Source organism: Marinobacter sp. F4218, assembly GCF_019443085.1.
Classification (GTDB): domain Bacteria; phylum Pseudomonadota; class Gammaproteobacteria; order Pseudomonadales; family Oleiphilaceae; genus Marinobacter; species Marinobacter albus.
Genome location: NZ_JAHZIL010000004.1, coordinates 14,597 through 39,273 on the forward strand (window position 1 = coordinate 14,597; position 24,677 = coordinate 39,273).

Sequence of the window (24,677 nt, forward strand, 5' to 3'; positions counted from 1 at the left end):
CGACCCTTTTTCTGACAGGAGAACCGATTATGAGTGCTATCCGTTACGACCTGGGTTCAGACCAGATTCTGACCCTGACCATCGACATGCCCGGGCAATCCGCCAACACCATGAACGCGGCCTTCCGCGAAGCGCTGACTGATACAGTGACCAGGGTAAAAGCCGATCTGGCCAACATTCGTGGTGTCGTCATTACCTCCGCCAAGAAAACCTTCTTTGCCGGTGGTGACCTGACCGAACTGCACAGGGTCACTCGCGAGGATGCCCAAACCTTCGAAGACATGGTGAATGGCCTGAAAGGCGACATGCGCTTCCTCGAGACCAGCGGCAAGCCTGTGGTCGCTGCCATCAACGGCAGTGCGCTCGGCGGCGGGCTGGAGATCGCCCTGGCCTGCCATCACCGCGTTGTGCTGAATGAAGAAAGCATTCAGTTGGGCCTGCCCGAGGTCACCCTGGGATTGCTGCCCGGCGGTGGCGGAACCCAGCGCCTGCCGCGCATGATTGGCCTTGAGGCGGCCTTCCCCTATTTGATGGAAGGCAAGAAAGTGAATCCGAAAGCCGCCCTCAAGGCAGGCATCGTTGATGAGCTGGCCGAGTCGCCGGACGAAATGATGGCCAAGGCCCGGGCCTTTATCGATGCCAACCCCAAGTGCCAGCAACCCTGGGACCAGAAAGGCTTCAAATTTCCGGGGGGAGCGCCGCACCATCCGGCCATGGCCCAGAAACTGGCTATTGCCCCGGCCATGCTCAAGCAGAAAACCCGGGGTTGCTATCCAGCGCCTGAGCGCATTCTTTCGGCTGCAGTTGAAGGTGCGCAGGTGGACTTCGACAACGGCAGCCTGGTCGAGACCCGATATTTCGCGGAGCTGGTGATTGGTCAGGTGGCGAAGAACATGACCGGCACCTTCTGGTTCCAGTTAAATGCCATCAAGGCCGGCGGCAGCCGCCCTGACGGCGTAGACAAAGAAACGTTCCGGAAGGTTGGCGTGCTGGGCGCGGGAATGATGGGCGCTGGTATCGCCTACTCCACCGCCACCCGTGGGATTGAGGTCGTGCTGAAAGACGTTTCCGTCGAGAACGCCGAGAAAGGCAAAAGTTACTCGGAAAAACTGTTGGCAAAGAAAGTCAGCCGTGGCCGAATGACCGAGGAGAAAAAAGCCGAAATTCTCAGCCGCATCAAGGCGACCGACAGTGCCGAGGATCTCGACGGTTGCGACCTGGTCATCGAAGCGGTCTTCGAGGACAGCAGCCTGAAGGCGAAAGTGACCCAGGAAGCAGAAGCGAAACTTGCGTCAAATGGCATTTTCGCGTCCAACACCTCGACGATTCCCATCACTCAGCTGTCCGAAGCATCCGCCCGGCCCGATCACTTCATCGGCCTGCATTTCTTCTCCCCCGTGGACAAGATGCAACTGGTGGAAATTATCGTGGGTGAAAAGACCTCCGATGACACTCTTGCTCGCGCGTTCGACTATGTGCAGCAGATTGGCAAGATTCCCATCGTGGTCAACGACAGCCGGGGTTTCTTCACCTCCCGGGTATTCGGCACGTTTGTGAACGAGGGCATCTGCATGCTGGGCGAGGGCATTCACCCGGCCAGCATTGAAAATGCCGGCCTGCTTTCGGGCATGCCTGTCGGTCCGCTGGCCATTTCCGACGAAGTCAGCATGACCCTGATGCAACACATCCGCGACCAGAGCAGAAAAGATACCGAAGCTGCCGGCGGCACCTGGATTCCGCACCCTGCCGAGGCCGTGATCGACCAGATGGTCAATGAGCAGGGCCGCAAGGGCAAGGCTGCCGGCGCAGGCTTCTACGATTACCCGGAGCAAGGCAAGAAACACCTCTGGCCTGAACTGGAGCGTCTGTACGTGGATGCGAGCAAGGCGTCTTCGGTGGCACTGCATGACCTGAAAGACCGGATCCTCTTTATCCAGGCCATTGAAACCGTTCGCTGCCTGGAGGAGGGCGTGCTGCGCACCGTGGAAGACGCCAACATTGGCAGCATCTTCGGTATCGGTTTCGCTCCCTGGACCGGCGGGGCCATCCAATTCATCAACCAATACGGTGTGCGGGCATTTACCGAACGCGCCAAAGAACTGGCCGAACAGCATGGTGACCGCTTCGCGCCGCCCAGGCTGTTGCTGGAAAAAGCCGAAACCAACACCCTCTTTTGCTGACCCGACTTGCCGGAGAGGCTACGCCTCTCCGGCCCTCACAATGCCGCCCTTCCCCGTCATAATTCCACCGTCACATGACGATTTCATGGACAGATTGTCACGAACCGATACGCGCTGCCTATGGCAACGGTGGTAGCGCTTGCCTACAATAAATTTATTCGCCAACGGGAAAGCATGGTTCAACTCCACCGAACCTGCACCCAGCACCGTCAGGTATGCATTTATGACCATCGCGGAAAGAATTGTCGCCCCTTGCGCACCCTCAAAATATGCCCGGACAGGATTCTGCAAGGCTTTAACCATTGCCCTGCTGGTCTCGACGCCCCTGGCACTGAACGCGAAGGTGGACGATTCTCTGGTGTACGAACCGGTTGCGCCTACCATTGATCAGGCCAGGGCCAATATCCTGATTGCCCGCCAGCTCCAGTTCACTCACTTCCGCGATCTCGGCATCAGTGACGAGCTGTCAGGGGATGTATTCGATGCGTATCTGGAATACCTGGACGGGCAACGCATCTACCTGACCCAGGAAGACCTCAACAAATTCAACCGGGTACGAACACAACTGGGGGCGGCGCTGAAGACCGGCCAGCTCCAGCCCGGTTTCGATATCTACAATCTGGTTCAGCAACGCATCATTGAACGGCTCCAGTTTGCCCTCAACCTGATTAATGGCGGCATCGACAAACTCGACTTCGGGACGGATGAAACCATTCTCCTGGATCGGTCAGAAGCCTCCTGGGAGACCAATAGAGAGGCACTTGATGCCCTCTGGGTGAAGCGAATCAAGAATGCGGTGCTGGCGCAGCGCCTCAACGGCACTGACGACGAAACCATCGAAGACAACCTTCTCCGTCGGTATGAGGGCCAGTTAAAGCGGGCTTATCAAGCTCGTAGCGAGGACGCATTCCAGGCGTATATGAATGCATTCACCGGCATGTGGGATCCGCATACCTCCTATTTTTCCCCGCGGACGTCGGAAAATTTCAATATCAACATGAGCCTTTCGCTGGAAGGTATCGGTGCCGTTCTTCAATCCGATAATGAGTTCACCAAGGTGGTTCGCCTGGTACCTGGTGGACCGGCGTCCAAGCAGGGCCAGCTCCAGCCAGCGGACCGGATTGTCTCGGTTGCCCAGGGTGACGAGAAGCCGGTCAATGTCATTGGCTGGCGTCTGGACGAGGTGGTCGACCTCATTCGGGGCCCGCGCAATTCGGTCGTCACCCTCGAGGTTATCCCGGCCAACGCCAGTGACGAAACCATCACCAAGGCTATCGCCATCAAGCGTGACGAGGTGAAGCTTGAAGAACAGAGCGCCAGCAAGGACGTCATTGAGCTGGAGCGCAGCGGCACTGACTACACCGTCGGTGTGATCACCATCCCCACCTTCTACGCCGATTTCCAGGCCATGCAGGCGGGTGATCCCAACTACAAGAGCACAACCCGGGATGTCCGGAATCTGATTACCGAGCTCGAGGAAGACGGTGTCGACGGCCTGGTGATTGATCTTCGCAACAACGGCGGCGGCGCCCTGCATGAGGCCAACGACCTGGTCGGCCTGTTTATCGACAAAGGCCCAACCGTCCAGATCCGCAACGCCAATAACGACGTTCAGGTCCTCAACGACGAGGATCCTTCCGTCGCCTATGATGGCCCCCTCGTTGTCCTGACCAACCGCATGAGCGCCTCGGCCTCGGAGATTTTTGCCGGCGCTATCCAGGATTACGGCCGCGGTCTCGTGGTGGGTTCCCAAACCTTTGGCAAGGGCACGGTCCAGGCGGTTCGCCCGCTCAATCATGGCCAGCTGAAAATTACCCAGTCCAAGTTCTACCGGGTTTCCGGTGGTTCCACCCAGCATAAAGGGGTGATTCCGGACATCGAGATTCCGTCCCGCATCGACAAGAGCCGTATCGGTGAGGATGCCCTCGACCACGCCCTGCCCTGGGATCAGATCGAAGCCGTCCCCCACGAGCGCTATTTTGACTTCAGCGGCATCATCGATGAATTGAGAAAGCGCCACGAAGAACGGTTCTCGGCCAGCCCGGAGTTCAGTTTGCTGCAGCAGGAAATTGACTTCCTGAACGAGCAGCGGGAAATGGATTCCGTCAGTCTGAACTTCGACAACCGCAAGACCCAGCACGAGCAGATCGAGCGGACCCGGCTGACTATCGCCAATGCGCGCCGTGAGCTGCGCGGCGAAGAGCCGTTTGCATCCCTGGAAGACCTCGAGGACTGGCAGGATCAGCAGGCCGCCGATCTGGACACCACCGATGACGAGCTCGATTTTGTCATCCGCGAGGGCGGCCACATCATGGCAGATATGCTGGAACTGGATCGGCAAATGGTGTCCATCGTGTCGCCCCGGCAGTTCGCTGCTCAGGCGCCCACCCAGTAAGGGAACCGAACCCGAGTATGACGGAGCGTACCAAGGACCCGGACCCCCGACAGAAAGCGCGCATGCTGCAGGACATGCTTCTGGATGCCCTGCATGCCATGCGGTCTATGGAAGAGGTTGAAGAACTGGGGAGAGCCGACAACACGGCACCCCGGAATCCGGATAGCCTGTTCGACCGGCTGGCCAATCTGACCGGCTCCGCCCTCCGGTTCGGGGCAAAGGCCACAGACACCTCCATGCGGGTCGGGCGCGCCCTGATCAATTCCCAGGACCAGCTCCGCGCCATGCTGACGGCTGGTCAATCCCTCCAGGACATCCGTGAGGTGGCCGGCCTCACTCTGTCGGAAATGAGCGAGGCTCTGAATCTCCGAGACAAGTCGGTCCTCGAGGCCATTGAAAACGGCACCGCCACCCTCTCCTTCGAACTCATTCTGCGCCTTGCGGCCCTTATAGCCCGCAACGATCCGATCCCTTTCATCATGCGCACCACGCGCAACTACAACCCCGAAGTCTGGCAACTCCTGAACGACTGGGGCGTCGGGCGTCTGCCACTGCAGTTTGAACGGGAACGGGAATTCATCAACATCTTCCGCCGGCACGACGATGCCCGGCACCTCTCGGATGAAGGCTTCCGGCAGGTGCTGGATTTTACCCGCCAGAGTTTCGAGATGTCGCTGCACTTTGTGGAAGAACAGGAAAAGCAGGTCGCGGACATGAAGGCCCGCTACGAAGACACGGCCGGCGCGGACGATAAGCCCGCAACCGGCAGTCGGAAACCCTCAACCAAATAACTCGCGCATCCCGGTAATGTTCGGGTTATGGACCACGCCCTTTTCAGTCACGATGGCGTCGATCAGGCTTGCCGGAGTGACGTCGAAAACCGGATTGAAGACCTTGACCCCTGCTGGCGCCAACGGTACACCGCGAATTTCGCGAATTTCTGTACCTTCACGTTCTTCGATCGGGATGTCCTGGCCGGATGCCAGTGACATATCAACAGTGCTGGAAGGTGCCACCACCATGAAACCAACCTTGTGGTGGCGAGCCAGAACGGCAAGGCTGTAGGTGCCGATCTTGTTGGCGACATCGCCGTTGGCAGTGATTCGGTCAGCACCCACTACCACCCAGCGTACGTGGCCATCCGCCAGAATGGCTGCAGCGGCACCATCGGCGTTGAGCGTTACCGGGATGCCCTCCTGCGCCAGCTCCCAGGCGGTCAGGCGACTGCCCTGAAGCCAGGGACGAGTTTCGTCGGCATAGACGGTTTGCAGCATATTTTCTTCGTGAAGACGGCGGATAACGCCCAAGGCGGTGCCATACCCTCCGGTTGCCAGAGCGCCGGTATTGCAGTGGGTGAGAACCGATATGGGTTTGTCGGGCCGTATGACCCCCAGGGCGTGGTCCGCCATGGCGAGGTTCGCCGCCAGATCCTCTTCGTGAATGCGAACGGCTTCTGAGGCCAGTCGCCCCACCGCCTCGTCCAGCGAGTGACACTCGTGAAAGACCTGTTCCATACGCTGCAGTGCCCAGAACAGGTTGACGGCGGTGGGCCGCGATGCCGCCAGTTCTCGAATCGCCTGTTTGATCTCGGCTTTCCAGTCTCCCCCTCCGGCATGGCGGGCGGCCAGGGCAACGCCATAAGCGGCACTGATACCAATGGCCGGTGCGCCGCGAACCACCATGTCACGGATGCACTGGGCCACACTCGAAGCGCCCTCCAGGGTTATCCAGTGCTCGTCCACCGGCAGCAGACGCTGGTCCAGCAATTCCAGGGCATGGCCATGCCAACGAATAGCTACCGTGCCAACTGCCCGGGAAGATGGATTTGTGGGGGATGTCGCCATAGATCAGCTCCGCCTCTGAAACGCTGAAAACGCCCAGTATAACGTTTATACTTCCGCCCTACATTTTCAATGCGCGAGTTTTACGCGCCCGGCCCTGAAGGCAGGTACATGACGGCAGACACCATCACCGCAGCCGATATCCGCATCAACGCCCGTTGGCTCATTCCCATCGAACCGGAAGCAGTCGTCCTGGACAACCAGGCGGTCATTATCCAGGGGAACCGCATAGCCGCGGTGGTCTCGCAGCAGGAAGCCGACCGGCGTTTCCGTACCCGGGAAACCGTGGATCTGCCCAGTCACGCGTTGATGCCCGGCCTGATCAATCTTCATGGCCACGCCGCCATGTCGCTGTTTCGTGGCATGGCCGATGACCTGCCGTTGATGTCCTGGCTGAATGACCATATCTGGCCTGCCGAAGGCGCCTTTATCAGCGAAGCCTTCATCGCCGACGGCACCCAGCTCGCCATGGCCGAAATGCTGCGCACTGGCACCACTACCTTCTCGGACATGTATTTCTTCCCCGAGATTGCGGCCCAGTGCGCCCACGACGCCGGCATGCGTGCCCAGATTGCTTTTCCGCTACTGGATTTCCCGACGCCTTGGGGAACAGGGCCAGAAGACTACCTCGGAAAGGGTGAGGCATTCATCCGAGACTGGCAGGACGACCCGTACATTACCCCCGCCATAGGCCCGCATGCCCCCTACACGGTGTCGGATGCACCTCTGAAGCGTGCGATCCAGCTGTCCGCCGACACTGGCGCCCCGATCCAGATCCACCTGCACGAAACCGAATTCGAAGTTAACGAAGCCACCGAAAAGCTCGGTCAACGCCCGGTCGCACGCATGGCTGAACTGGGGCTTTTGGGCCCGAACACCCAGTGTGTCCACATGACCCAGGTAAACGACGCCGATCTGGAGACCGTCACCACGTCGGGCGCCCACGTCATTCACTGCCCGGAATCCAACCTCAAACTGGCGAGCGGCCTTTGCCCGGTGCAGAAACTGATGGATGCCGGCGTGAACGTCGCCATCGGCACCGATGGGGCCGCCAGCAACAACGATCTGGACCTCTTCGGGGAGCTACGCACGGCCGCCATGATCGCCAAGGTGGTATCGGGCGATGCCGCCGCCCTCTCGGCACATGCGGCACTGACCATGGCAACCCTGAGTGGCGCCAGGGCGTTGGGCCGCGACCACGAACTCGGTTCACTGGTGGCAGGCAAACTGGCCGACATCATCGCCGTGGACCTGAGCGATCCTTTCCTGCAACCGGTCTACGACCCGATCTCGCACTTGGTGTACAGCAACCATGGCCGGGCAGTAAGCCATAGCTGGATTAACGGCGTACCCCAGTTACAGGACGGCCGACTCACCCGCATCGATGTCGCGGACCTGATGTTGCGCGTCGATGGCTGGAAGGAACGTATTCGCAACCAGCAGGCCCAATAACCGAATTCCGACAGATTGATCAGGCAGCACAGACCATGACAAACCAGAACGTAGACCGGAATGAAATTGCAAAGTTTGAGGCACTGGCCAGTCGCTGGTGGGACCCCACCAGTGAATTCCGCCCCCTTCATGACATCAACCCGCTTCGGTTGAACTACATTGACGAGCGGGTCCCTCTCGCAGGCAAACGGGTCCTGGACGTGGGCTGTGGCGGCGGCCTGCTGTCGGAGGGCATGGCCCAGCGCGGCGCCCATGTGACCGGCATTGATATGGGCGAAGCGCCCCTGTCCGTCGCGAAACTGCATGGTCTGGAAAGCGGTATCAAAGTGGACTATCGCCAAACCACCGTTGAGGATCTCGCCCAGGATGCTGACCACGCCGGCCAGTACGACGTTGTCACCTGCCTGGAGATGCTGGAACACGTGCCCGATCCGGCGTCGGTGATCCGAGCCTGCTCCACCATACTCAAACCCGGTGGTCACCTCTTCGTCTCCACCATCAACCGGAATCCGAAGTCGTTCCTGTTCGCCATCGTGGGCGCCGAGTATGTCCTGAACATGTTGCCCAAAGGCACGCACGAGTGGAAAAAGTTCATCCGTCCCTCGGAAATGTCCGACCACCTGCGCCACGCCGGGCTCGAGGTGCTGGAGTTGACGGGAATGACCTACAACCCCATCACCAAGATCTACAAGCTCGGTCGCGATGTCGATGTGAACTACCTGATGCATGCGCGAGATACCCGCGATGCCTGAGACCGTACCCTCGGCCGTCCTGTTCGATCTTGACGGCACGCTGATCGACACGGCACCGGATTTTATCCGCTGCCTGAACCAGCTTCGCCAGCAGCATGGCCTCGCGCCACTGCCGGCCGAACACATCCGGCGCTCGGTCTCCAATGGCGCACGTGCCATGATTCGGGTCGGGTTCGGACTGGAGCCGGACCATCCGGACTACCTATCCAAGCACACCGAGTTTCTCGATCTCTACGAGGCCGGTGTCGCCATTGAGACCGCCCTGTTTGAAGGTATGGATCCGATTCTCAGGGCGCTGGAAGCACGGAGCATTCCCTGGGGCATCGTCACCAACAAACCGGTGCGTTTTGCCGCCCCACTGGTGGAAGCGCTCGGCCTGGCACCGCGCTGTGCGGCCGTTATCTGCCCGGACCACGTCGCCCAGCGCAAACCTCACCCCGAAGCCCTGTTCCTGGCCTGCCAGGAGATCGGAGCCGATCCTGCCAGCGCTGTCTACGTGGGCGATCACGAGCGCGATATCGAAGCCGGACGTAATGCCGGCATGCGGACCATCGCCGTTCGCTACGGCTATATCGAGGAGCCGGGATCGGTTGACCTGTGGCAAGCAGACCTCGTAGCCGACACCGTCGCCGACCTGGCAAAGCTGTTACAATAAAACCAGATTTGAATCCCTACCCGGTAACCGCCTGACACGGAGAACAGGTTATGCAAGATTACCAAGCCCCCGCCGATTTGCTGCGAGACCGCATTATTATGGTGACCGGTGCCGGCAGTGGAATTGGCCGGGCCGCAGCTATTGCCTACGCTGCCCATGGCGCAACCGTGATCCTGGTGGGCCGCACCGTTTCCAAACTGGAATCGGTGTACGACGAAATCGAAGCCGCCGGACACCCCAAGCCCGCCATCGTGCCGATGAACTTTGAAGGCGCAGCGGTCAAGGAGTATGAGGAGCTGGCCATGACACTCGAGGAAAACTTCGAGCGCCTGGACGGCATCCTACACAATGCCGCCATTCTCGGTGACCGCAGTCCCATTGAGCTGTACGATCCCGAGGTCTGGAACAAGGTGTTGCACGTCAACGCGACGGCGCCCTTCCTTCTCAGCCGGGCCATGATCCCGTTGCTGCGCAAATCCACCGACGCCTCGGTGATCTTCACGTCCTCGGGCGTGGGCCGCAAGGCCAAAGCCTATTGGGGCGCCTACGCGGTGTCCAAGTTTGCGGTTGAGGGTCTGAGCCAGCTGATGGCCGACGAGCTGGATGACGAACGCCATAATGTGCGTGTGAACAGTCTGAATCCGGGTGCGACCCGTACCAACATGAGAGCCCGGGCGTATCCGGCCGAGAACCCGCAGCAGAATCCCGCGCCGGAAGACCTGATGCCGATCTACCTGTATCTCATGGGCAAGGACAGTCACGGTGTGACTGGCCAGCAACTGGACGCGCAGCCCAAGTAATGGAACTGCTGTTTTATACAACGACCCAATGCCACCTGTGCGAGTTGGCCGAAGCCCTGCTGGTGAACACGCCCATGCCGGCGCCAATACCAGTCGACGTGGTGGATATTGCCCAGTCCGAAGAGCTGGTCGAGCGTTACGGCACACGCATCCCGGTGCTGCGCCGCAACGACACCGGTGCGGAGCTGGACTGGCCATTTACCAGGGATCAGTTACTCACGTTTCTTCAATGAGGATTGCCTGACATGCTAATGGTCATTTCCCCCGCCAAGACCCTCGACTATGAGAGTCCCCTGGCCACGGAAACCTTCACCCAACCGGATTTTCTCGATGACGCCTGCGAGCTGATCGATCAGCTCAAAGAGCTGGAACCCCATCAGGTCAGCAACCTGATGGGCATCAGCGACAAGCTCGGCCAACTCAACGCCGAGCGGTTCCGGACCTGGCACACACCGTTCACGCCAGACAACGCCCGCCAGGCTATCCTGGCTTTCAAGGGAGATGTCTACACAGGCCTCGATGCCGAGAGTTTCAGTGAGGACGAGTTCGCGTTCGCCCATAAGCATCTGCGGATGCTGTCGGGGCTGTATGGCATCCTGAAACCGCTGGATCTGATGCAACCCTACCGGCTGGAAATGGGTACCAAGTTTGAGAATCGCCGGGGCAAGGATCTCTATGCGTTCTGGGGCAACCGGATTACCGATGAGATCAACCGCCTGCTGGCCGCAGACGACGGCGTACTGGTCAACCTGGCATCGAATGAGTACTTCAGGAGCGTCCGGAAGAAGGACCTGGACGCGAGACTGGTCACGCCCCAGTTCAAGGATTGGAAAAACGGCCAGTACAAGATGATCAGTTTCTACGCCAAGAAAGCCCGTGGCCTGATGTGCCGTTTTGCAATCCAGAACCGGATCACCCAGGCCGATGACCTCAAGGGCTTTAACCTTGAGGGCTACTACTTCAGCGAAGACCAATCCGACAAGAACAACTGGGTTTTCCTGCGGGACGAACAACCGTAAATCCCCTTAAAAACCAGGATCCTGTTTAAAATGAACGAAGCAGTCTTTTCCCAGATCGCCATGCTGGTGCTTCTGACCGGACTTATTGTCTGGATGGGCATCATCGTGTGGGATCTTGCCAAGAAATCCAGGGCGGGCAAGTTTGGCACCCTCGCCCTGTTTATCGTGCTCGGTGCCGGCGTGGTGGGCTTTATCGTCAAGACGGTCATGGTAGAAATCATGAACCTCTGACGCCTGTGTAGCCACTTTACGGCCACCAACCGTGGCCGTATCATCCCCGCCTCTCTACGTTTCCTGAACCGTCTATAACAGCAAGGATCAAACCTGATGTGGTTTCGTAATGCCCGTGTCTTCCGTTTCACCAAACCGTTTGATATCTCAGCCGAAGAGCTCGAAGAAAAACTGCAGGCCGACGCCTTCAAGCCCTGCGGCCCCCAGGAAACCAGTCGCCAGGGCTGGGTCCCGCCACTGGGCAAGCACGGAGAGCAACTGGTTCACAGCGCCGGCGGCTACCACCTGATTGCCCTGCGCAAGGAAGAAAAGATTCTGCCCGGCGCCGTGGTGAAGGAGGCAGTGGAAGAAAAGGCGGAGGCCATCGAAATTGATCAGGGTCGCAAGGTCCGCCGCAAGGAAAAAGACGAGATCAAGGAACAGGTCATGCTGGAAATGCTGCCCCAGGCCTTTTCCAAAAATCGGCGCGGTTTTGCTTACCTTGCCCCGAAGGATGGCGTTATCGTGGTGGACGCAGGCTCCGCCAAGCAGGCTGAGGATCTTGCCTCCACCCTGCGCAAAAGCCTGGGGTCTCTGCCCGTACGCCCACCGGCTGTAGAGCAGGCTCCGGCTTTTACCTTCACCGGCTGGTTGAACGAGACCATTGACCTGCCCAGCCAGGTGGTTCTTGGCAACGAGTGCGAACTGAAGGATCCGTCCGAGGACGGCGGTGTGGTGCGCTGCAAGGGATTGGACCTGAAGGCGGGCGAGATCCGGAACCATCTGGACGCCGGCATGCAGGTCACCAAACTGTCCCTGACCTGGGACGATAACGTGTCCTTCGTGCTCGACGAGGAACTGGGGATTCGCCGCCTGAAATTCGGGGAAACCCTGCAGGACCAGTTGGATGACGTGGACGTGGACGACGCCGTGGCCAAGTTCGACGCCGCATTCACCCTGATGACCCTTGAGCTTTCGCGGCTGATTCCGGGCCTGTTGGAGGCCATGGGCGGCGAGGACCGCTCAGCCATCGTCGAGGAATAACCTTCGGGATCGGGAGCGTCCCTAGTGGACGCTCTTGCCCAGTCGTTCCCGCTGCCAGTCTTTCTCCGGCTCGTTGAGCACCAGGCGCAGGTCCATCACCTCTTCTTCCGGGTTGTACTTGATCTCGAATCCGAGATGCTCGGCCAACTGCAGCATGGGCCGATTGTCAGGCAGCACATCACCAACCATCTCGACAGTTCCGCGGCTGCGGCAGTAGTCGATCATCTTCTGCATCAGTGCCACTCCCAGGCCCTCGCCTTTCATCCGGTCATGCACCATCACTGCAAACTCGCATTGCAGATTGTCGGCGTCGGTCCAGGTCCGCACCGTGCCCAGGGTTTCTTCCCCTTCGCCGTCTTCTCTCGGCGCATTCGCAATGAATACCATCTCCCGGTCGTAATCGATTTGCACCATCTGGGCGACGTCTTCGCGGGAAAAATGCTTGCGATACTGGAAGAAACGGTAGCGAATGGACTCCGGGGACTGAAGTTCGTGGAACGCCCGGTGGGCAGGTTCGTCTTCGGCCAGCACAGGGCGAATGATGACCCGGCGCCCCGACTTCGGCAGTACGATCCACTCCTCCAGTTCCCTCGGGTATGGCTGAATGATCGGTTTACCCGGTTTTTCGGCCAGGTTGATGGCGATATTGACGGCCACAGCCCCCTGCTCGTTGAACAACAGAGGCGAGATTTCCAGCCCCTGAATCTCGGGAATATCGATCACAATCTGGGACAGGGTCACCAGGGTTTCGGACACCGCACGAATATCCTCTTCCGGCTTCAGGCTGTGCTCTTTCAGCAGCTTGTACATGTAGGTCCGGCGCAGCAGTTCCCTCGCCAGCACCATGTTCAGGGGCGGTAACGCAATCTGGCGGTCCGTCATCACATTGATCTGCGCGCCGGCCGCACCGCACACCACCAGCGGGCCAAACACCGGATCCCGGGTGATGCCGACGCTGAACTCAATGCCGCCGACGTGCTGGTAGGAACGCTGCACAGCGAAGCCCAGAAATCCGCTTTCCGGGAAATGCGACTGGTACTCTTCCATCAGATAGCGACAGCCATCCATGATGGCGGCCTCGCTGTTCAGTTTTTGGATTGTGCCCTTGTATCGGCGCTGGGTCGGACTGAGGTCAAGGAAGGGGTGACAACCCTGCTCGTGGATGATGGTGATATCAACCGGTCGCCGTTCCACCGCAAAGACCTCCAGTACCTCTTCCATGTCGTCGCAGTACATGGTTTCGATGGTGCTGATGCCGTAATCCTCGATCAGGTCCCGGGCCTCCCGATTGGACAGATGCTTGCGACCGTTGCGCAAGGCCTTCATCACCACGCGGCGGGTGTGGCTGCGATCGGCGAAATGATCGGTGAAGGACTCGGGAGTCTCCGTCAGCAGGCGCTGGACTCGTTGATGCTTCACGTGCTGCATGAACGCCATGACCGCCTTCTCCGGATTGAAGAAGGACGGTAACCCGGCCCGGTAAAACTCTTCCCGGGAGTCCATGACCGTGCTTTGGCCAAGCCAACAGGTAAACACATTCAGTCGCGTGCCCTTGGAGGCCTGCACCACGGCATCGGCAATCTGCAGGCTGTCTTCCGTCAGACTGGGCGCGTACATCACCAGAACGTTGGCCACTTCCGGATCCTTGGCAAGAATCCTGATCGCCTTACCGTAGAGTTCCGGTGAGGCGTCATAGTTGAGATCGATGGGGTTGCGCCGGGTCCAGTAGGGCGGCAACAACTCCGCCAGTGCGTCGATGCTTTGCTCCGACAACTCCGCCAGCTCCCCGCCCAGGTCCGCCAGGCGGTCAACCGCAAGCACGCCCGGCCCTACCCCATTGGCCATGATCGCCAGCGTCTCCCGGCGCAAAGGCCGCATCCGCGTGAGGGTTTCAAGGGCATCGAACATCTGGCCCAGACCATCCACCCTCAACACACCGGCGCGCTGAAGCATGGCGTCGTAGATCGGATCGCTGCGGGTCAGACCGTCCGGAAGTTCATGGGGAAACCATTCGGATTCCGGTACCCGACCGGATTTCACTGCGATCACCGGCTTGGTCCGGGAGGCCACCCTCACCGCAGACATGAAGCGACGCGGGTTGGGGATGTTTTCGATGTGCAGCAGGATGGCCCGGGTCTGGGTGTCCTGGGCCAGATAATCGATCAGGTCGTCGTGATCGATGTCCATGCCGTCACCGAGGGTCAGGAAATAGGAGAACCCCACGCCCCGGGCAAAGGCCCAGTCAATAACGGAGCTGGCAATGGTGCCGGATTGGCCAACGAACGCAACCCGGCCCGGGATCGCCCCCATGTGGGCGTAGGTGGCATTCAGGCTCCGGGCGGGCACCATAAGCCCGATCGTGTTCGGGCCCAGTACCCGAATGCCGGTCTCCCGGGCCGCTTCACGTACCGAGTACATGAGCGGTTGCCCGGTTTTACTGTGGGTCCGGGACATACCGCCGGTCATCACGATTGCGGTACGGACACCCGCCTCTCCCAGCCGCTTGATGGTCTTGGCAACGGTGTCCGGGGGCGTACAGACAATGGCGAGATCCGGCGAGAAATCCATCTTGGAGACTTTTCTGACGCAGGGGACCCCGTGCACATTGTCATAATCGTTCTGGTTTACCACCAACAGCTTACCCGGGTAGCCACCGCCCATCAGATTCCGCAACACCATACCGCCGAGACTGTCCGCCCGCTCAGACGCACCGACAACCACAATGGAGTCGGGATTAAACAGACTTTCCAGATATCGGGTGCTCAAGCTGGCTCTCCTTGGACGCCGCCCCCGAGGCCGCGCAGGTGATAATGTAACTAAATCAGGTCACTTATGAGTGTACATCTTATCTTAGGTGGAGATTAATTGATGTAAAACGACTATCGCTGCCATTACGACCAAAGAAACACGGCAGCCGGGATTGTTCCCTGATAACATTGATGAAAACAAAAGCAGATTCAGGGCGTTCAGAGGCGTATGACCACGGCATTTTTTTCTCATGATGACTTTATGAAACACAACATGGGCCCGGAACACCCGGAATGCCCTGAGCGCATCACAGCCATCCTCAGTCACATCGCAGAAACCAATCTTGAGCAGGACCTCGACTGGGTCCGCCCCGAAGAAATCACCCGTGACCAGCTGCTGACCGTTCATCCCGAAAAGTACCTGCACCAGCTCGACTTGATGCAACCGACCCGGGGCCGGGTATTCACCGATCCCGATACCGCCATGATGCCGGACACCCTGCGGGCCGCCCGCCTCGCCGCCGGCGCGAACATCCAGGCCGTGGACATGGTCATGAGCAGCCAGGTTACCAACGCCTTTGTCTGCGCTCGTCCCCCGGGTCATCACGCCGAACGCAGCAAATCCATGGGTTTCTGCTTCTACAACAACGTGGCCCTGGCCGCGATGCGCGCCCTTACCTTCCATCAGCTGGATCGGGTGGCCATCATTGATTTTGACGTGCACCAGGGCAATGGCACGGTGGATATCGTCGGAGGGGATGAGCGCATTCTCATGTGCTCCAGCTTTCAGCACCCGTTCTATCCACACTCGCACGTGCACCGGCAAGCGCCAAACATTATCAACGCACCGATTGAAGCGGGCTGCGCCGCGATTGAATACCGCAAGGCTGTCGAGTCGGCCTGGGTCAAGAAACTGCAGGACTTCAAACCTCAGGTTATCCTGATCTCGGCCGGGTTCGATGGCCACCGGCTGGACCCGATGGCCGAACTGAATCTCGAAGTGGATGACTATCGCTGGTTAACGGAAATGATTGTCAGCGTAGCCAGTGACCACGCCAATGACCGGATCATTTCAACGCTGGAGGGGGGCTACAGCCTGAAGGCCCTGGGCGAGAGTGTGACGGCTCATCTTGAAGTACTGAACTCCGTCTACTGAACCGGACTCATCCGGCGGAGTCGCCACCGTAGCCATTGGCCTGCTGGAATTCCGGGCGCTCACCCTCACGCTGCAACCGTATGTTGGTGCGACGGTTATCGGAGGGCCGGCGTGAAACCGGGTATTGGTCGCCATGAGCCCGCACGGTAATCATATCCTCGGAAACTCCTTGCGCCTTGAGATAGTCAGCCACCACGTTTGCCCGTTCCTCGGACAGCGCCCGGTTGTCGATGCGACTGCCCAGACGATCGCTGTGTCCGTCCACGAAAATCCGCTCAACGGTTGAATCGGCCAGCACGTAGGTCACCAGGTTATTGAGCAGTTGGCGATCGGCCTCAGACAGGCTGGTACTGCCACTGGCAAAGGGAATGCGGGAGCGTCGAACCTGGTCGTAGTTGACCGGCAACAGGTTGGCCGTGCAGGCCCGGTAGCTCTGGAACTGTCCGGCGAAATTCACGTTCGACACCTGAACCCGCACCGGCCGACTATCAAACCATGATTCCCGGGTGACCGTCGGGCGCAGGCCCTCAAGCAGACCCTGAACCAGCACCATGGCCTGGCGGGTTTCCAGCAGCACCGGCCGGTTTCCGTCCGAGACCGTGACCTTGCCCAGGGGTCTGGGGGCCACACCCGGGCGCCACGCCGGGGCCTCAACCACCAGATCACCACGGCCCGGCCGCATCAGCGGCGATTCCGACTCAAGAAAGAATGTGAGCCTTTCACCGGCCCGGTGCCGGAACACGGCTTTGCCGTACCCCGGAACTTCATGCACCAGCGAACATTCGAACACCGATTCTGCCAGATACCACTGGCTGTTCTCGATGCCCGCACCGTAGCTGGAAGCACCTGACGGTCCGGCCAGACCCAGCGCGAGGGCGCCCATCAGGCCAAGAGAGAATGTTCGTAAGCTGGATGCCATAGCGGATTACCAACGTGCTCAACTGATTCAGTGGTTTCCCCGGTTAACGGCCCGGCCCCCATCTTCTTTAGGGTCGGATACAAAAACAAACACTCTCCCCTTCTGGTATAATTCGCAAAATTTTTCAGGGCCATGGCCCACCTATGGAACTGCGGAAACCTCCCATGACCGATCAGATCACTCTCACCCGTCCGGACGACTGGCACCTGCACGTGCGTGACGGCGATGTCCTAAAGGATGTCGTTCCGGCCACCGCCGCGTGTTTCGGGCGCGCGATCATCATGCCCAACCTGGTTCCGCCGGTAACCACTACCGCAGACGCCCTGGCCTACCGGGACCGCATTCTGGATGCCGCCAAGGGCACGGAATTCCAGCCCCTGATGACGCTTTACCTCACCGAGAGCACCACCGCAGAGACCGTTCGCGACGCGAAGGCAGCCGGAGTGGTTGCCGCCAAACTCTACCCGGCCGGCGCCACCACCAACTCCGCATCGGGTGTAAAAGACATTCGCAATATCTACCCGGTGCTGGAAGCCATGGCCGAATGCGGCATGCTGCTGCTGGTTCACGGTGAGGTGACCGATGCTGACATTGATATTTTCGATCGCGAGAAAGTGTTCCTCGAACGGGTACTCGCTCCGACCATGGACGACTTTCCGAACCTCAAGGTGGTTCTGGAACATATCACCACGGCGGATTCGGCGAAATTTGTTCAGCAGTACGCCGGCAACAATCTGGCCGCCACACTGACGCCACAGCACCTGATGTATAACCGCAATCACATGCTGGTTGGCGGCATTCGCCCGCATCTCTACTGCCTGCCTATACTTAAGCGCAACCGTCACCAGCAGGCCCTGCGCGATGCCGTTGCAAGTGGTAATCCACGTTTCTTCCTGGGCACCGATTCTGCGCCCCACGCCAAGGACCGCAAGGAAGCCGCGTGCGGCTGCGCTGGCTGCTACTCTGCTTATGGCGCCATCGGCCTGTATGCAGAGATCTTCGAGGAACTGGGCATTCTGGACAAACTGGAGGCGTTCGCCAGCGTTAACGGCGCGGACTTCTACGGTCTGCCGAGAAACACGGACACCATTACCCTGGTGCGGGACCCCTGGACCATGCCGGAGCAACTGCCTCTGGCAGACGGCAACATCGTGCCACTGAAAGCGGGTGAAACCGTGAACTGGCGCCTGGCGTAAACATCCTGACTTTTCATCACACGGCCATGACCGGAGTTTGAGTGACTGACGAAAACAAAGAACCGCATCCCATGTCCCGCCGCTTTCGCGGTTTTCTGCCCGTCGTCGTTGACGTGGAAACCGCCGGTTTCAATCCGGAGCGGGACGCCTTGCTGGAAGTGGCCGCGGTGCTGCTGACCATGGACGAGAACGGCTACCTTCTGCGCGGGGAGACCCACGTGCAACAGATTGATCCGTTCGAGGGCGCAAACCTCGAACAATCGGCGCTGGACTTCACCGGCATTGACCCCTGGAATCCGGAGCGGGAAGCGGTCCCCGAACGGGAAGGCCTGAGCGAAATCTTTACCCCGATTCGTAAAGCGGTGAAAGCCTTCGACTGCAAGCGCGCGGTGCTGGTTGGCCACAACGCCACGTTCGATCACAACTTCGTGTTTGCCGCTGCGATGAGAGCCGACATCAAGCGCAATCCGTTCCACCCGTTTTCCACGTTTGACACCGCCACACTGGCGGGACTCGCCTACGGCCACACGGTTCTGGCCCAGGCCTGCAAACTGGCCGGTATTCCGTTCAACAACAAGGAAGCGCACTCTGCCGCCTATGATGCGGAGAAAACGGCGGACCTGTTCTGCGGGATAGTAAATCGCTGGAAGGATCTGGGCGGTTTCCCCCCGCCGTTGATTGAAGAGGCCGAATGACCGACACAAAAAACCCCGCCGAGGCGGGGTTTTTTGATCTCACGGAGCGACCACTTACCAGTAGATGCCCCGCATGATGGCCGCGAACGCCACCTGCTCGCTGGACACCTTGGGCCTCTGGCCGGACCGGCTGCCCGCTGCTGCCGGCGAATCCGGGAACATGCGGTAGCCGGTGTTCATCACGATCTCGCCCATCTTCGGTGCCAGGGCATGCAACACCTGCGCAAAGATGCCCAGTCGGGTCGCGATGCGCTTCGGACGATAGACGATGGCTTCGGCAACCATGTCGGCGGCTTCCTCCGGCGTCAGCGTTGGCACCGAATCGTAGATTTTGGTCGGCGCAATCATGGGCGTCTTCACCAGCGGCATGTTGATGGTGGTGAAGGTCACATTGCGATCCGACCACTCGGCCGCCGCACAGCGACTGAACGCGTCCAGTGCCGACTTGGATGCCACGTAGGCAGAGAATCGCGGCGCGTTGGTCAGCACACCGATGGAGGAAATGTTGATCACGTGGCCACGACGGTTCTCCAGCATTTTCGGTGCAAAACCCATGATCAGGCGCACTGAGCCGAAGTAGTTCAGCTGCATGGTGCGTTCAAAATCGTGGAAACGGTCAAACGACAGATCCAGGGAACGTCGGATTGAGCGACCGGCATTGTTCACCAGCACATCCACCTGACCGTGGTTGTCCAGAACCGTCTCCACGAAGCGGTCAGCGTCTTCCATGTCGGAGAAATCGCACTGGTAGGCATGCACGCTGGCCCCCCGGGATTCCAGCTCCGCTGCCACTTCCTTCAGGCGCTCCGGCTTACGGGCACCAATGACCAGAATGGCTCCGGCATCCGCCAGCTTCTGCGCAGTCGCCAGACCGATGCCCGAGGTTGCGCCGGTCACGACGCACACGCGGCCTTCGACAGTTCCGCGCAGGGTTCGGTCCTTGAACAGGTCCGGGTCCAGGTTGCGCTCCCAGTAGTCCCAGATTACCGCGGAATAATCGGTGAGCCGTGGCACTTCGATGCCGGTGTCCTTGAGAACGCGCTCGGTTTCACGGGCGTCAAACCGGGTCGGGTAATTCACGAACGACATAACCGACGGCGGAATGCCCATGTCGTCAAGGACAGCGCTGGTCAATCGTTTCACCGGAGGCAGGTTCTTCAGGCTCTGGCGAATGAACGGCGGGATGAAACCGAACATGCGGGAGTCAATACGCATGCCCATCTTGGGCGCATGACCGGCCTCGGAGAAGATGTTGAGGATTTCACCGACCTTGTACGGATCGGAATCCACGAGATGGAAGCAGTTGCCGTCCTCGCCATCGAGATGGGCAATGTGATCCATTGCGTTCACGACGAAATCCACCGGCACGATGTTCAGGCGACCACCCTCGATGCCGATGGTCGGCACCCACTGGGGCAGAGCGCGGCGGATCTTCTGGATCATCTTGAAGAAGTAATAGGGTCCGTCGACCTTGTCCATTTCGCCGGTCTTGGAGTGGCCAATGACCATGCCCGGACGGTAGATGCGGAACGGTACCTTGCACTCCTCGCGTACAACCTTTTCAGACTCGTGCTTGGTCAGCAGGTACGGGTGATCCAGCTTTTCCGCTTCCTCGAACATGTCCTCGCGGAACGTGCCTTTGAACAGGCCCGCCGCAGCAATGGAGGACACGTGATGGAAATGCTTGGCACCCATGGCTTCCGCCGCATTCACGGCGGCGCGCGTGCCTTCGATGTTGGTTGCCTGCTGGGCTTCCTCGTCGGCGCCCATGTCGTAGACGGCCGCCAGGTGGAAGAAATGATCAATATTGCCCTCAAGGGCCTTCATGGTCTTGGCGTCGATACCAAGATTCTTACTGGTCAGGTCGCCAATCACTGCCTTGACCTGGGACTCGTCTGCACCCCAGCGCTCCCTCAGCAATTCCAGTTTACCCTGGGACTGCTCACGCACCAGCACGTATACCGTGCCGCCACGCGCCAGCAGTTTTTCCACGAGAAAACGGCCAATAAATCCGGTGCCACCCGTCAGGAAATAGTTCATCAATTATCCACCCTGCTTGTTGCTCATTTGTTGTCTGTCCATGCCGGCACCCATTTAGACTAAAGTCGTAGAGTCTTCCGGAAACGACGGCATTGTACTTAATTGCAACCCTCATGTATCGAACTTTTTTAGAGCTTTTACTCTGTAACCTCTTGTTTTTAATAGAGCTAATACTCTAACTCGGGGCGCAACCCGCACCCGGACGCCTGTCCCGTATGTCGACACAATGATTTTGAGACTAGCACAGGAATTGGCCTGTGCCTGCCCTCTCATTCGATTACTGGAAAGCAATGAAACGCCACGCAAGCAATGACATAATCAGGAACTTATTGCGCCTTCCGGCGTCATCATTGTTCACAGAAATTCTGGATTTGCGGAAGCCACACCATGCCGAAAGACAACCCGAACACCGAACGCTATATCACCATTGCCCGCGCCTGCCTCAAGGCCATCAACGACACTGCCGAAGCATCCGGCAGCCGTGAGGAAAAAATCCAGGCCGTCTACGAGGCAATCGATTCGGCGTTCCAGGCAGAATTTGCCGATTACCGGCAATCGGTCGCCATCATGGCAACGGTATTGGAGCGCATTGCCTCCGGGCAGATGGAGGCCGATAAAGCGGTGGACCTGGCCCGCAAGACGCTGGAGCAGCAACCTGAAAGTACCCGCAACTCGCTGATGCACTGATAACCCCCAAACTGTCAATGGATGAACGAGGCCCTATGAGCACTGGTACCCCCCGGAACGCCCCTGTACGCCTGACTATCGCCAGCACATTGGCAATGCTCGTGCTGCTGTTGAGCAGCACTCTGGCCCTTGCAGCACAGCCGCCGGTCAAGAGCCCCGCTGATGACAATGACTACCGCTTCATCGAGCTGGACAACGGGCTCCGGGCAATCCTGGTATCCGACAGCGACGCCGACAAGGCAGCGGCCTCGATGAACGTTGCAGTGGGTAGCGGCGATGATCCTGCCGGCCGGGAGGGCCTCGCGCATTTCCTCGAGCACATGTTGTTCCTGGGAACCGAAAAATACCCTGAGCCCGGCGAGTACCAGCAATTCATCAAGAGCCACGGCGGCAGCCACAACGCCTACACGGCGTTTCAGGACACCAACTATTTCTTCGATGTCGAAGCGCCCTACCTTGAGCCGGCGCTGGACCGGTTCGCCGAACAGTTTGCCGCCCCGCTGTTTACCGCCGAGCTGGTCGACCGGGAACGTAACGCGGTGCACTCGGAGTTCAGCTCCAAGCAGAAGGAAGACGGCCGTCGCTTCTATTCGGTGAAGAAAGCGGCCAGCAATCCGGAGCATGCGTTCAACCAGTTTGCGGTGGGCAATCTCAGCACCCTGGAGAACACTGACGAAAACCCGCTCCGGCCCGATCTCATCCAGTTCTGGAAAGATCGTTATTCGGCCAACCTGATGACGCTCGCGGTTTACGGCCCCCAGCCCCTGGACGCCCTCGAGCAGATGGTTCAAAGCCGCTTTGGCGCCATTGAGAACCGCCAGCTGGAAGCCAAAACGCATCCGGCTGCTTTTTACCAGGACGACAAACTGCCGGGAAAGGTCACCGCGGATGCCATCAAGGACGTGCGCAGACTGACCCTCTCCTTCCCGATTCCCTCCCAGGAGGACAACTACCACACCAAGCCGGCGAGTTACATTGCCAATCTGCTGGGCCACGAGGGCCCCGGCAGTTTGTTTGACGTCCTCAAACGGGCTGGCCTTGTGGAGAGCCTCTCAGCCGGCGTGGGCATGGACACGGGTGAAGGCGCCATGCTGGACATCAGCATGTCCCTGACGCCGGAGGGTCTGCGCCGCCAGGATGACATCCTGCCGCTGGTGTTCGCCTACATCGACAAAATCCGGAGCAATGGCATCACGGAACAGCGCTTCAGGGAAATGCAGCAATTGGCCCGCATTGATTTTCGTTTCCGTGAGCAGGGCGAACCGGTGCATGAAGCCATGGCTCTTGCCAGTCAGCTCCAACACTACCCGGCCGAGGACATTCTCAGTGCGCCCTGGCTGCTGGAGCGCTACGCGCCGGAGCAATACCAGACCATCCTGGACCACCTCACCCCGGACAACCTGATGGCATTCGTTCTGGCGCCGGAGCCGGCGCTCAAGAATCCGGAACAAACCCGGTGGTACGGAGCGGAATGGCAATGGGAAGCACTTGATCCGGAAAACCTGACGCGCAGCTCGTTGCCGGAACTGGCGGCGCAGCTCAAGCTGCCCCAACCCAACCCCTTTGTTCCGGAAGAACTTGCGATGGTCGCGGGTTCAACCATGGAGCAGCCCACCCTGCTGGGTAGCCAGGACGGCCTGGAAATCTGGTTTGCCCGGGATACCCGGTTCGACACTCCCAAAGCGAACGTGTTCATCAGCCTTCGCACACCCGCCGCACGGGTCTCTGCCCGCAGCAGCGTCCTGACCCAGTTGCTGGTGGATGCGGTAAATACCAATCTGAATGCCTGGGCCTACTCGGCACGCCTTGCCGGTCTGGATTACAGCATTTATCCACACCTCCGGGGCATAACCGTTCGGGTGGGCGGTTACAGCGACAAGCTGCACACCTTGATTAACCGAATCCTGATGCAGGTCGCGGAACCGGACCTGACGCAACAGCGGTTCGACATCGCCCGCCAGAACCTGGTCGACAGCCTCAAGAACAAGGCCAAGAACCCGCCGGTGGAACAGACGTCCGAGTTCATCCAGACCGCCCTGATCGAGGGCGCCTGGAGTACGGACGACAAGCTTTCGGCGTCGCAACAGGTCACCCTGGATGAACTGAAATCGTTCTCCAAGGCGCTGCTTTCAGAAGTGGATCCGGTCATGCTGGCCCACGGCAATCTCAGCCGCGCCTACGCCCTCAACCTGGCCCAGCAGATCCGGGCCATTGTGCTTGATGACAGCAGCTTTGCCGACGTCGACCGCAGCCGGGTACGCCAGTTGCCGCCGGACGAAACCCAGGTGTCCCTGGACGTCAATCATCCGGATACCGGCTACACCCTGTACATGCAGGGCGACAATACCGGCTTTGACGAGCGGGCCCGCTTCCGGCTACTGGCGCAAATCATCAGCAGCCCCTTCTACGAAAACATCCGCACAACCCGGCAGCTGGGTTACATCGTCTACGCGACGCCGTTTGAGATACTGGAAACCCCGGCTCTCGGTTTCGTGATTCAATCCCCGGGCGCCAGCCCGGAGCAGATTGACCAGGCCGTTCGTCAGTTCTCAGCGGATTTTGAGGCGCAACTGGCCAGCCTCGATGAGGCCGGCCTGAATCGTGAAAAGCAGGCGGTAATCAGCAAACTACTTGAGCGGGACCGGCAGCTCGGCGATATTTCGAGTCGATACTGGCGGGAGATTGATCGCAACGCGACCGACTTCGATTCCCGGGAACAACTGGCCAATGCGGTCAAGGGCGTGAGCCGACAGGCACTGCTGGAAACGTTCAGAAAGGCGGTCCTGGACCGTGAACAGGCACTTCGCGTGGTGACTGGCGAGGATGGCTTGAACGCCGATAGCGCGCTGACCCATTTAATGGCGAGGCCGCCAGTCCCGGCGACCTGAC

Annotated in this window: 20 protein-coding genes; 16 read left to right on the plus strand and 4 right to left on the minus strand. The window is 59.4% G+C overall.

The features are described 5' to 3' along the window. Window positions 1-29: 29 nt before the first annotated feature. The 3 genes from K0B93_RS15390 (at window position 30) to K0B93_RS15400 (ending at window position 5,366) form a co-directional block, all read left to right on the plus strand. Window positions 30-2,180 carry a 3-hydroxyacyl-CoA dehydrogenase NAD-binding domain-containing protein gene (locus tag K0B93_RS15390; RefSeq protein ID WP_219868163.1) on the plus strand — a complete coding sequence of 717 codons (2,151 nt, stop codon included), beginning with the start codon at window positions 30-32 and terminating at the stop codon, window positions 2,178-2,180. 223 nt (window positions 2,181-2,403) lie between these two features. Then, the gene (locus tag K0B93_RS15395; protein ID WP_219868164.1) at window positions 2,404-4,575 is read left to right on the plus strand and encodes a carboxy terminal-processing peptidase; all 2,172 of its coding nucleotides are present in this window, start codon (window positions 2,404-2,406) and stop codon (window positions 4,573-4,575) included. 17 nt (window positions 4,576-4,592) lie between these two features. Further along, a complete protein-coding gene (locus tag K0B93_RS15400; RefSeq protein WP_219868165.1) occupies window positions 4,593-5,366 on the plus strand; it encodes a helix-turn-helix domain-containing protein in 774 nt (257 codons plus the stop codon). Here K0B93_RS15400 and mtnA read toward each other — a convergent pair. Next, a complete protein-coding gene (gene mtnA / locus K0B93_RS15405; RefSeq protein WP_219868166.1) occupies window positions 5,355-6,419 on the minus strand; it encodes an S-methyl-5-thioribose-1-phosphate isomerase in 1,065 nt (354 codons plus the stop codon). The two genes, K0B93_RS15400 and mtnA, sit on opposite strands and share 12 nt — an antisense overlap. 108 nt (window positions 6,420-6,527) lie before the next feature. Between mtnA and K0B93_RS15410 the strand changes: the two genes are divergently transcribed. The 8 genes from K0B93_RS15410 to rdgC all read left to right on the plus strand — a co-directional run bounded on the left by K0B93_RS15410 (window position 6,528) and on the right by rdgC (window position 12,348). Then, window positions 6,528-7,868, plus strand: a complete 1,341-nt coding sequence (locus K0B93_RS15410; RefSeq protein WP_219868167.1) for a TRZ/ATZ family hydrolase — start codon at window positions 6,528-6,530, stop codon at window positions 7,866-7,868. A gap of 35 nt (window positions 7,869-7,903) precedes the next feature. After that, window positions 7,904-8,620: a bifunctional 2-polyprenyl-6-hydroxyphenol methylase/3-demethylubiquinol 3-O-methyltransferase UbiG gene (gene ubiG / locus K0B93_RS15415; protein WP_219868168.1), complete on the plus strand. Its 717-nt coding sequence runs from the start codon at window positions 7,904-7,906 to the stop codon at window positions 8,618-8,620. Further along, a complete protein-coding gene (gph, locus tag K0B93_RS15420; RefSeq protein WP_219868169.1) occupies window positions 8,613-9,275 on the plus strand; it encodes a phosphoglycolate phosphatase in 663 nt (220 codons plus the stop codon). Before ubiG ends, gph begins: the two co-directional genes overlap by 8 nt. A gap of 50 nt (window positions 9,276-9,325) precedes the next feature. After that, window positions 9,326-10,075: a YciK family oxidoreductase gene (locus K0B93_RS15425; protein WP_219868170.1), complete on the plus strand. Its 750-nt coding sequence runs from the start codon at window positions 9,326-9,328 to the stop codon at window positions 10,073-10,075. Then, complete coding sequence (locus tag K0B93_RS15430; protein WP_041342924.1) at window positions 10,075-10,308, plus strand: glutaredoxin family protein; 234 nt, start codon at window positions 10,075-10,077, stop codon at window positions 10,306-10,308. The genes K0B93_RS15425 and K0B93_RS15430 overlap by 1 nt, the downstream gene beginning before the upstream one ends. Before the next feature lie 12 nt (window positions 10,309-10,320). Further along, on the plus strand, window positions 10,321-11,094 hold the full coding sequence (gene yaaA / locus K0B93_RS15435; protein ID WP_219868171.1) for a peroxide stress protein YaaA: 774 nt from the start codon (window positions 10,321-10,323) through the stop codon (window positions 11,092-11,094). Between the two features lie 30 nt (window positions 11,095-11,124). Beyond that, window positions 11,125-11,325 carry a DUF2788 domain-containing protein gene (locus K0B93_RS15440; RefSeq protein ID WP_218637204.1) on the plus strand — a complete coding sequence of 67 codons (201 nt, stop codon included), beginning with the start codon at window positions 11,125-11,127 and terminating at the stop codon, window positions 11,323-11,325. A 96-nt stretch (window positions 11,326-11,421) separates the two neighbouring features. Further along, window positions 11,422-12,348: a recombination-associated protein RdgC gene (rdgC, locus tag K0B93_RS15445; protein WP_219868172.1), complete on the plus strand. Its 927-nt coding sequence runs from the start codon at window positions 11,422-11,424 to the stop codon at window positions 12,346-12,348. A 21-nt stretch (window positions 12,349-12,369) separates the two neighbouring features. On the opposite strand, the gene K0B93_RS15450 is transcribed toward rdgC, so the two are convergent. Beyond that, window positions 12,370-15,114, minus strand: a complete 2,745-nt coding sequence (locus tag K0B93_RS15450; RefSeq protein ID WP_219868173.1) for a GNAT family N-acetyltransferase — start codon at window positions 15,112-15,114, stop codon at window positions 12,370-12,372. A gap of 210 nt (window positions 15,115-15,324) precedes the next feature. Between K0B93_RS15450 and K0B93_RS15455 the strand changes: the two genes are divergently transcribed. Next, entirely contained in the window at window positions 15,325-16,251 is a 927-nt protein-coding gene (locus K0B93_RS15455; protein ID WP_219868174.1) for a histone deacetylase family protein, read from the plus strand. A 7-nt stretch (window positions 16,252-16,258) separates the two neighbouring features. Here the strand turns inward: K0B93_RS15455 and K0B93_RS15460 are convergent, their stop codons facing one another. Continuing rightward, the gene (locus tag K0B93_RS15460) at window positions 16,259-17,134 is read right to left on the minus strand and encodes a flagellar protein MotY (protein WP_228743585.1); all 876 of its coding nucleotides are present in this window, start codon (window positions 17,132-17,134) and stop codon (window positions 16,259-16,261) included. A gap of 200 nt (window positions 17,135-17,334) precedes the next feature. On the opposite strand from K0B93_RS15460, the gene pyrC reads away from it, so the two are divergent. Together pyrC and rnt are read left to right on the plus strand one after the other, a co-directional pair. Then, entirely contained in the window at window positions 17,335-18,366 is a 1,032-nt protein-coding gene (gene pyrC, locus K0B93_RS15465; RefSeq protein WP_219868176.1) for a dihydroorotase, read from the plus strand. 41 nt (window positions 18,367-18,407) lie between these two features. Then, complete coding sequence (gene rnt / locus K0B93_RS15470; protein ID WP_219868177.1) at window positions 18,408-19,061, plus strand: ribonuclease T; 654 nt, start codon at window positions 18,408-18,410, stop codon at window positions 19,059-19,061. 54 nt (window positions 19,062-19,115) lie between these two features. On the opposite strand, the gene K0B93_RS15475 is transcribed toward rnt, so the two are convergent. Beyond that, window positions 19,116-21,101 (minus strand): SDR family oxidoreductase, encoded by a 1,986-nt coding sequence (locus K0B93_RS15475; protein ID WP_219868178.1) that lies wholly within the window; start codon window positions 21,099-21,101, stop codon window positions 19,116-19,118. A gap of 387 nt (window positions 21,102-21,488) precedes the next feature. On the opposite strand from K0B93_RS15475, the gene K0B93_RS15480 reads away from it, so the two are divergent. Together K0B93_RS15480 and K0B93_RS15485 are read left to right on the plus strand one after the other, a co-directional pair. Further along, entirely contained in the window at window positions 21,489-21,788 is a 300-nt protein-coding gene (locus K0B93_RS15480; protein ID WP_219868179.1) for a hypothetical protein, read from the plus strand. Window positions 21,789-21,823: 35 nt separating this feature from the next. Further along, entirely contained in the window at window positions 21,824-24,676 is a 2,853-nt protein-coding gene (locus K0B93_RS15485; protein ID WP_219868180.1) for an insulinase family protein, read from the plus strand. Window position 24,677 lies beyond the last annotated feature (1 nt).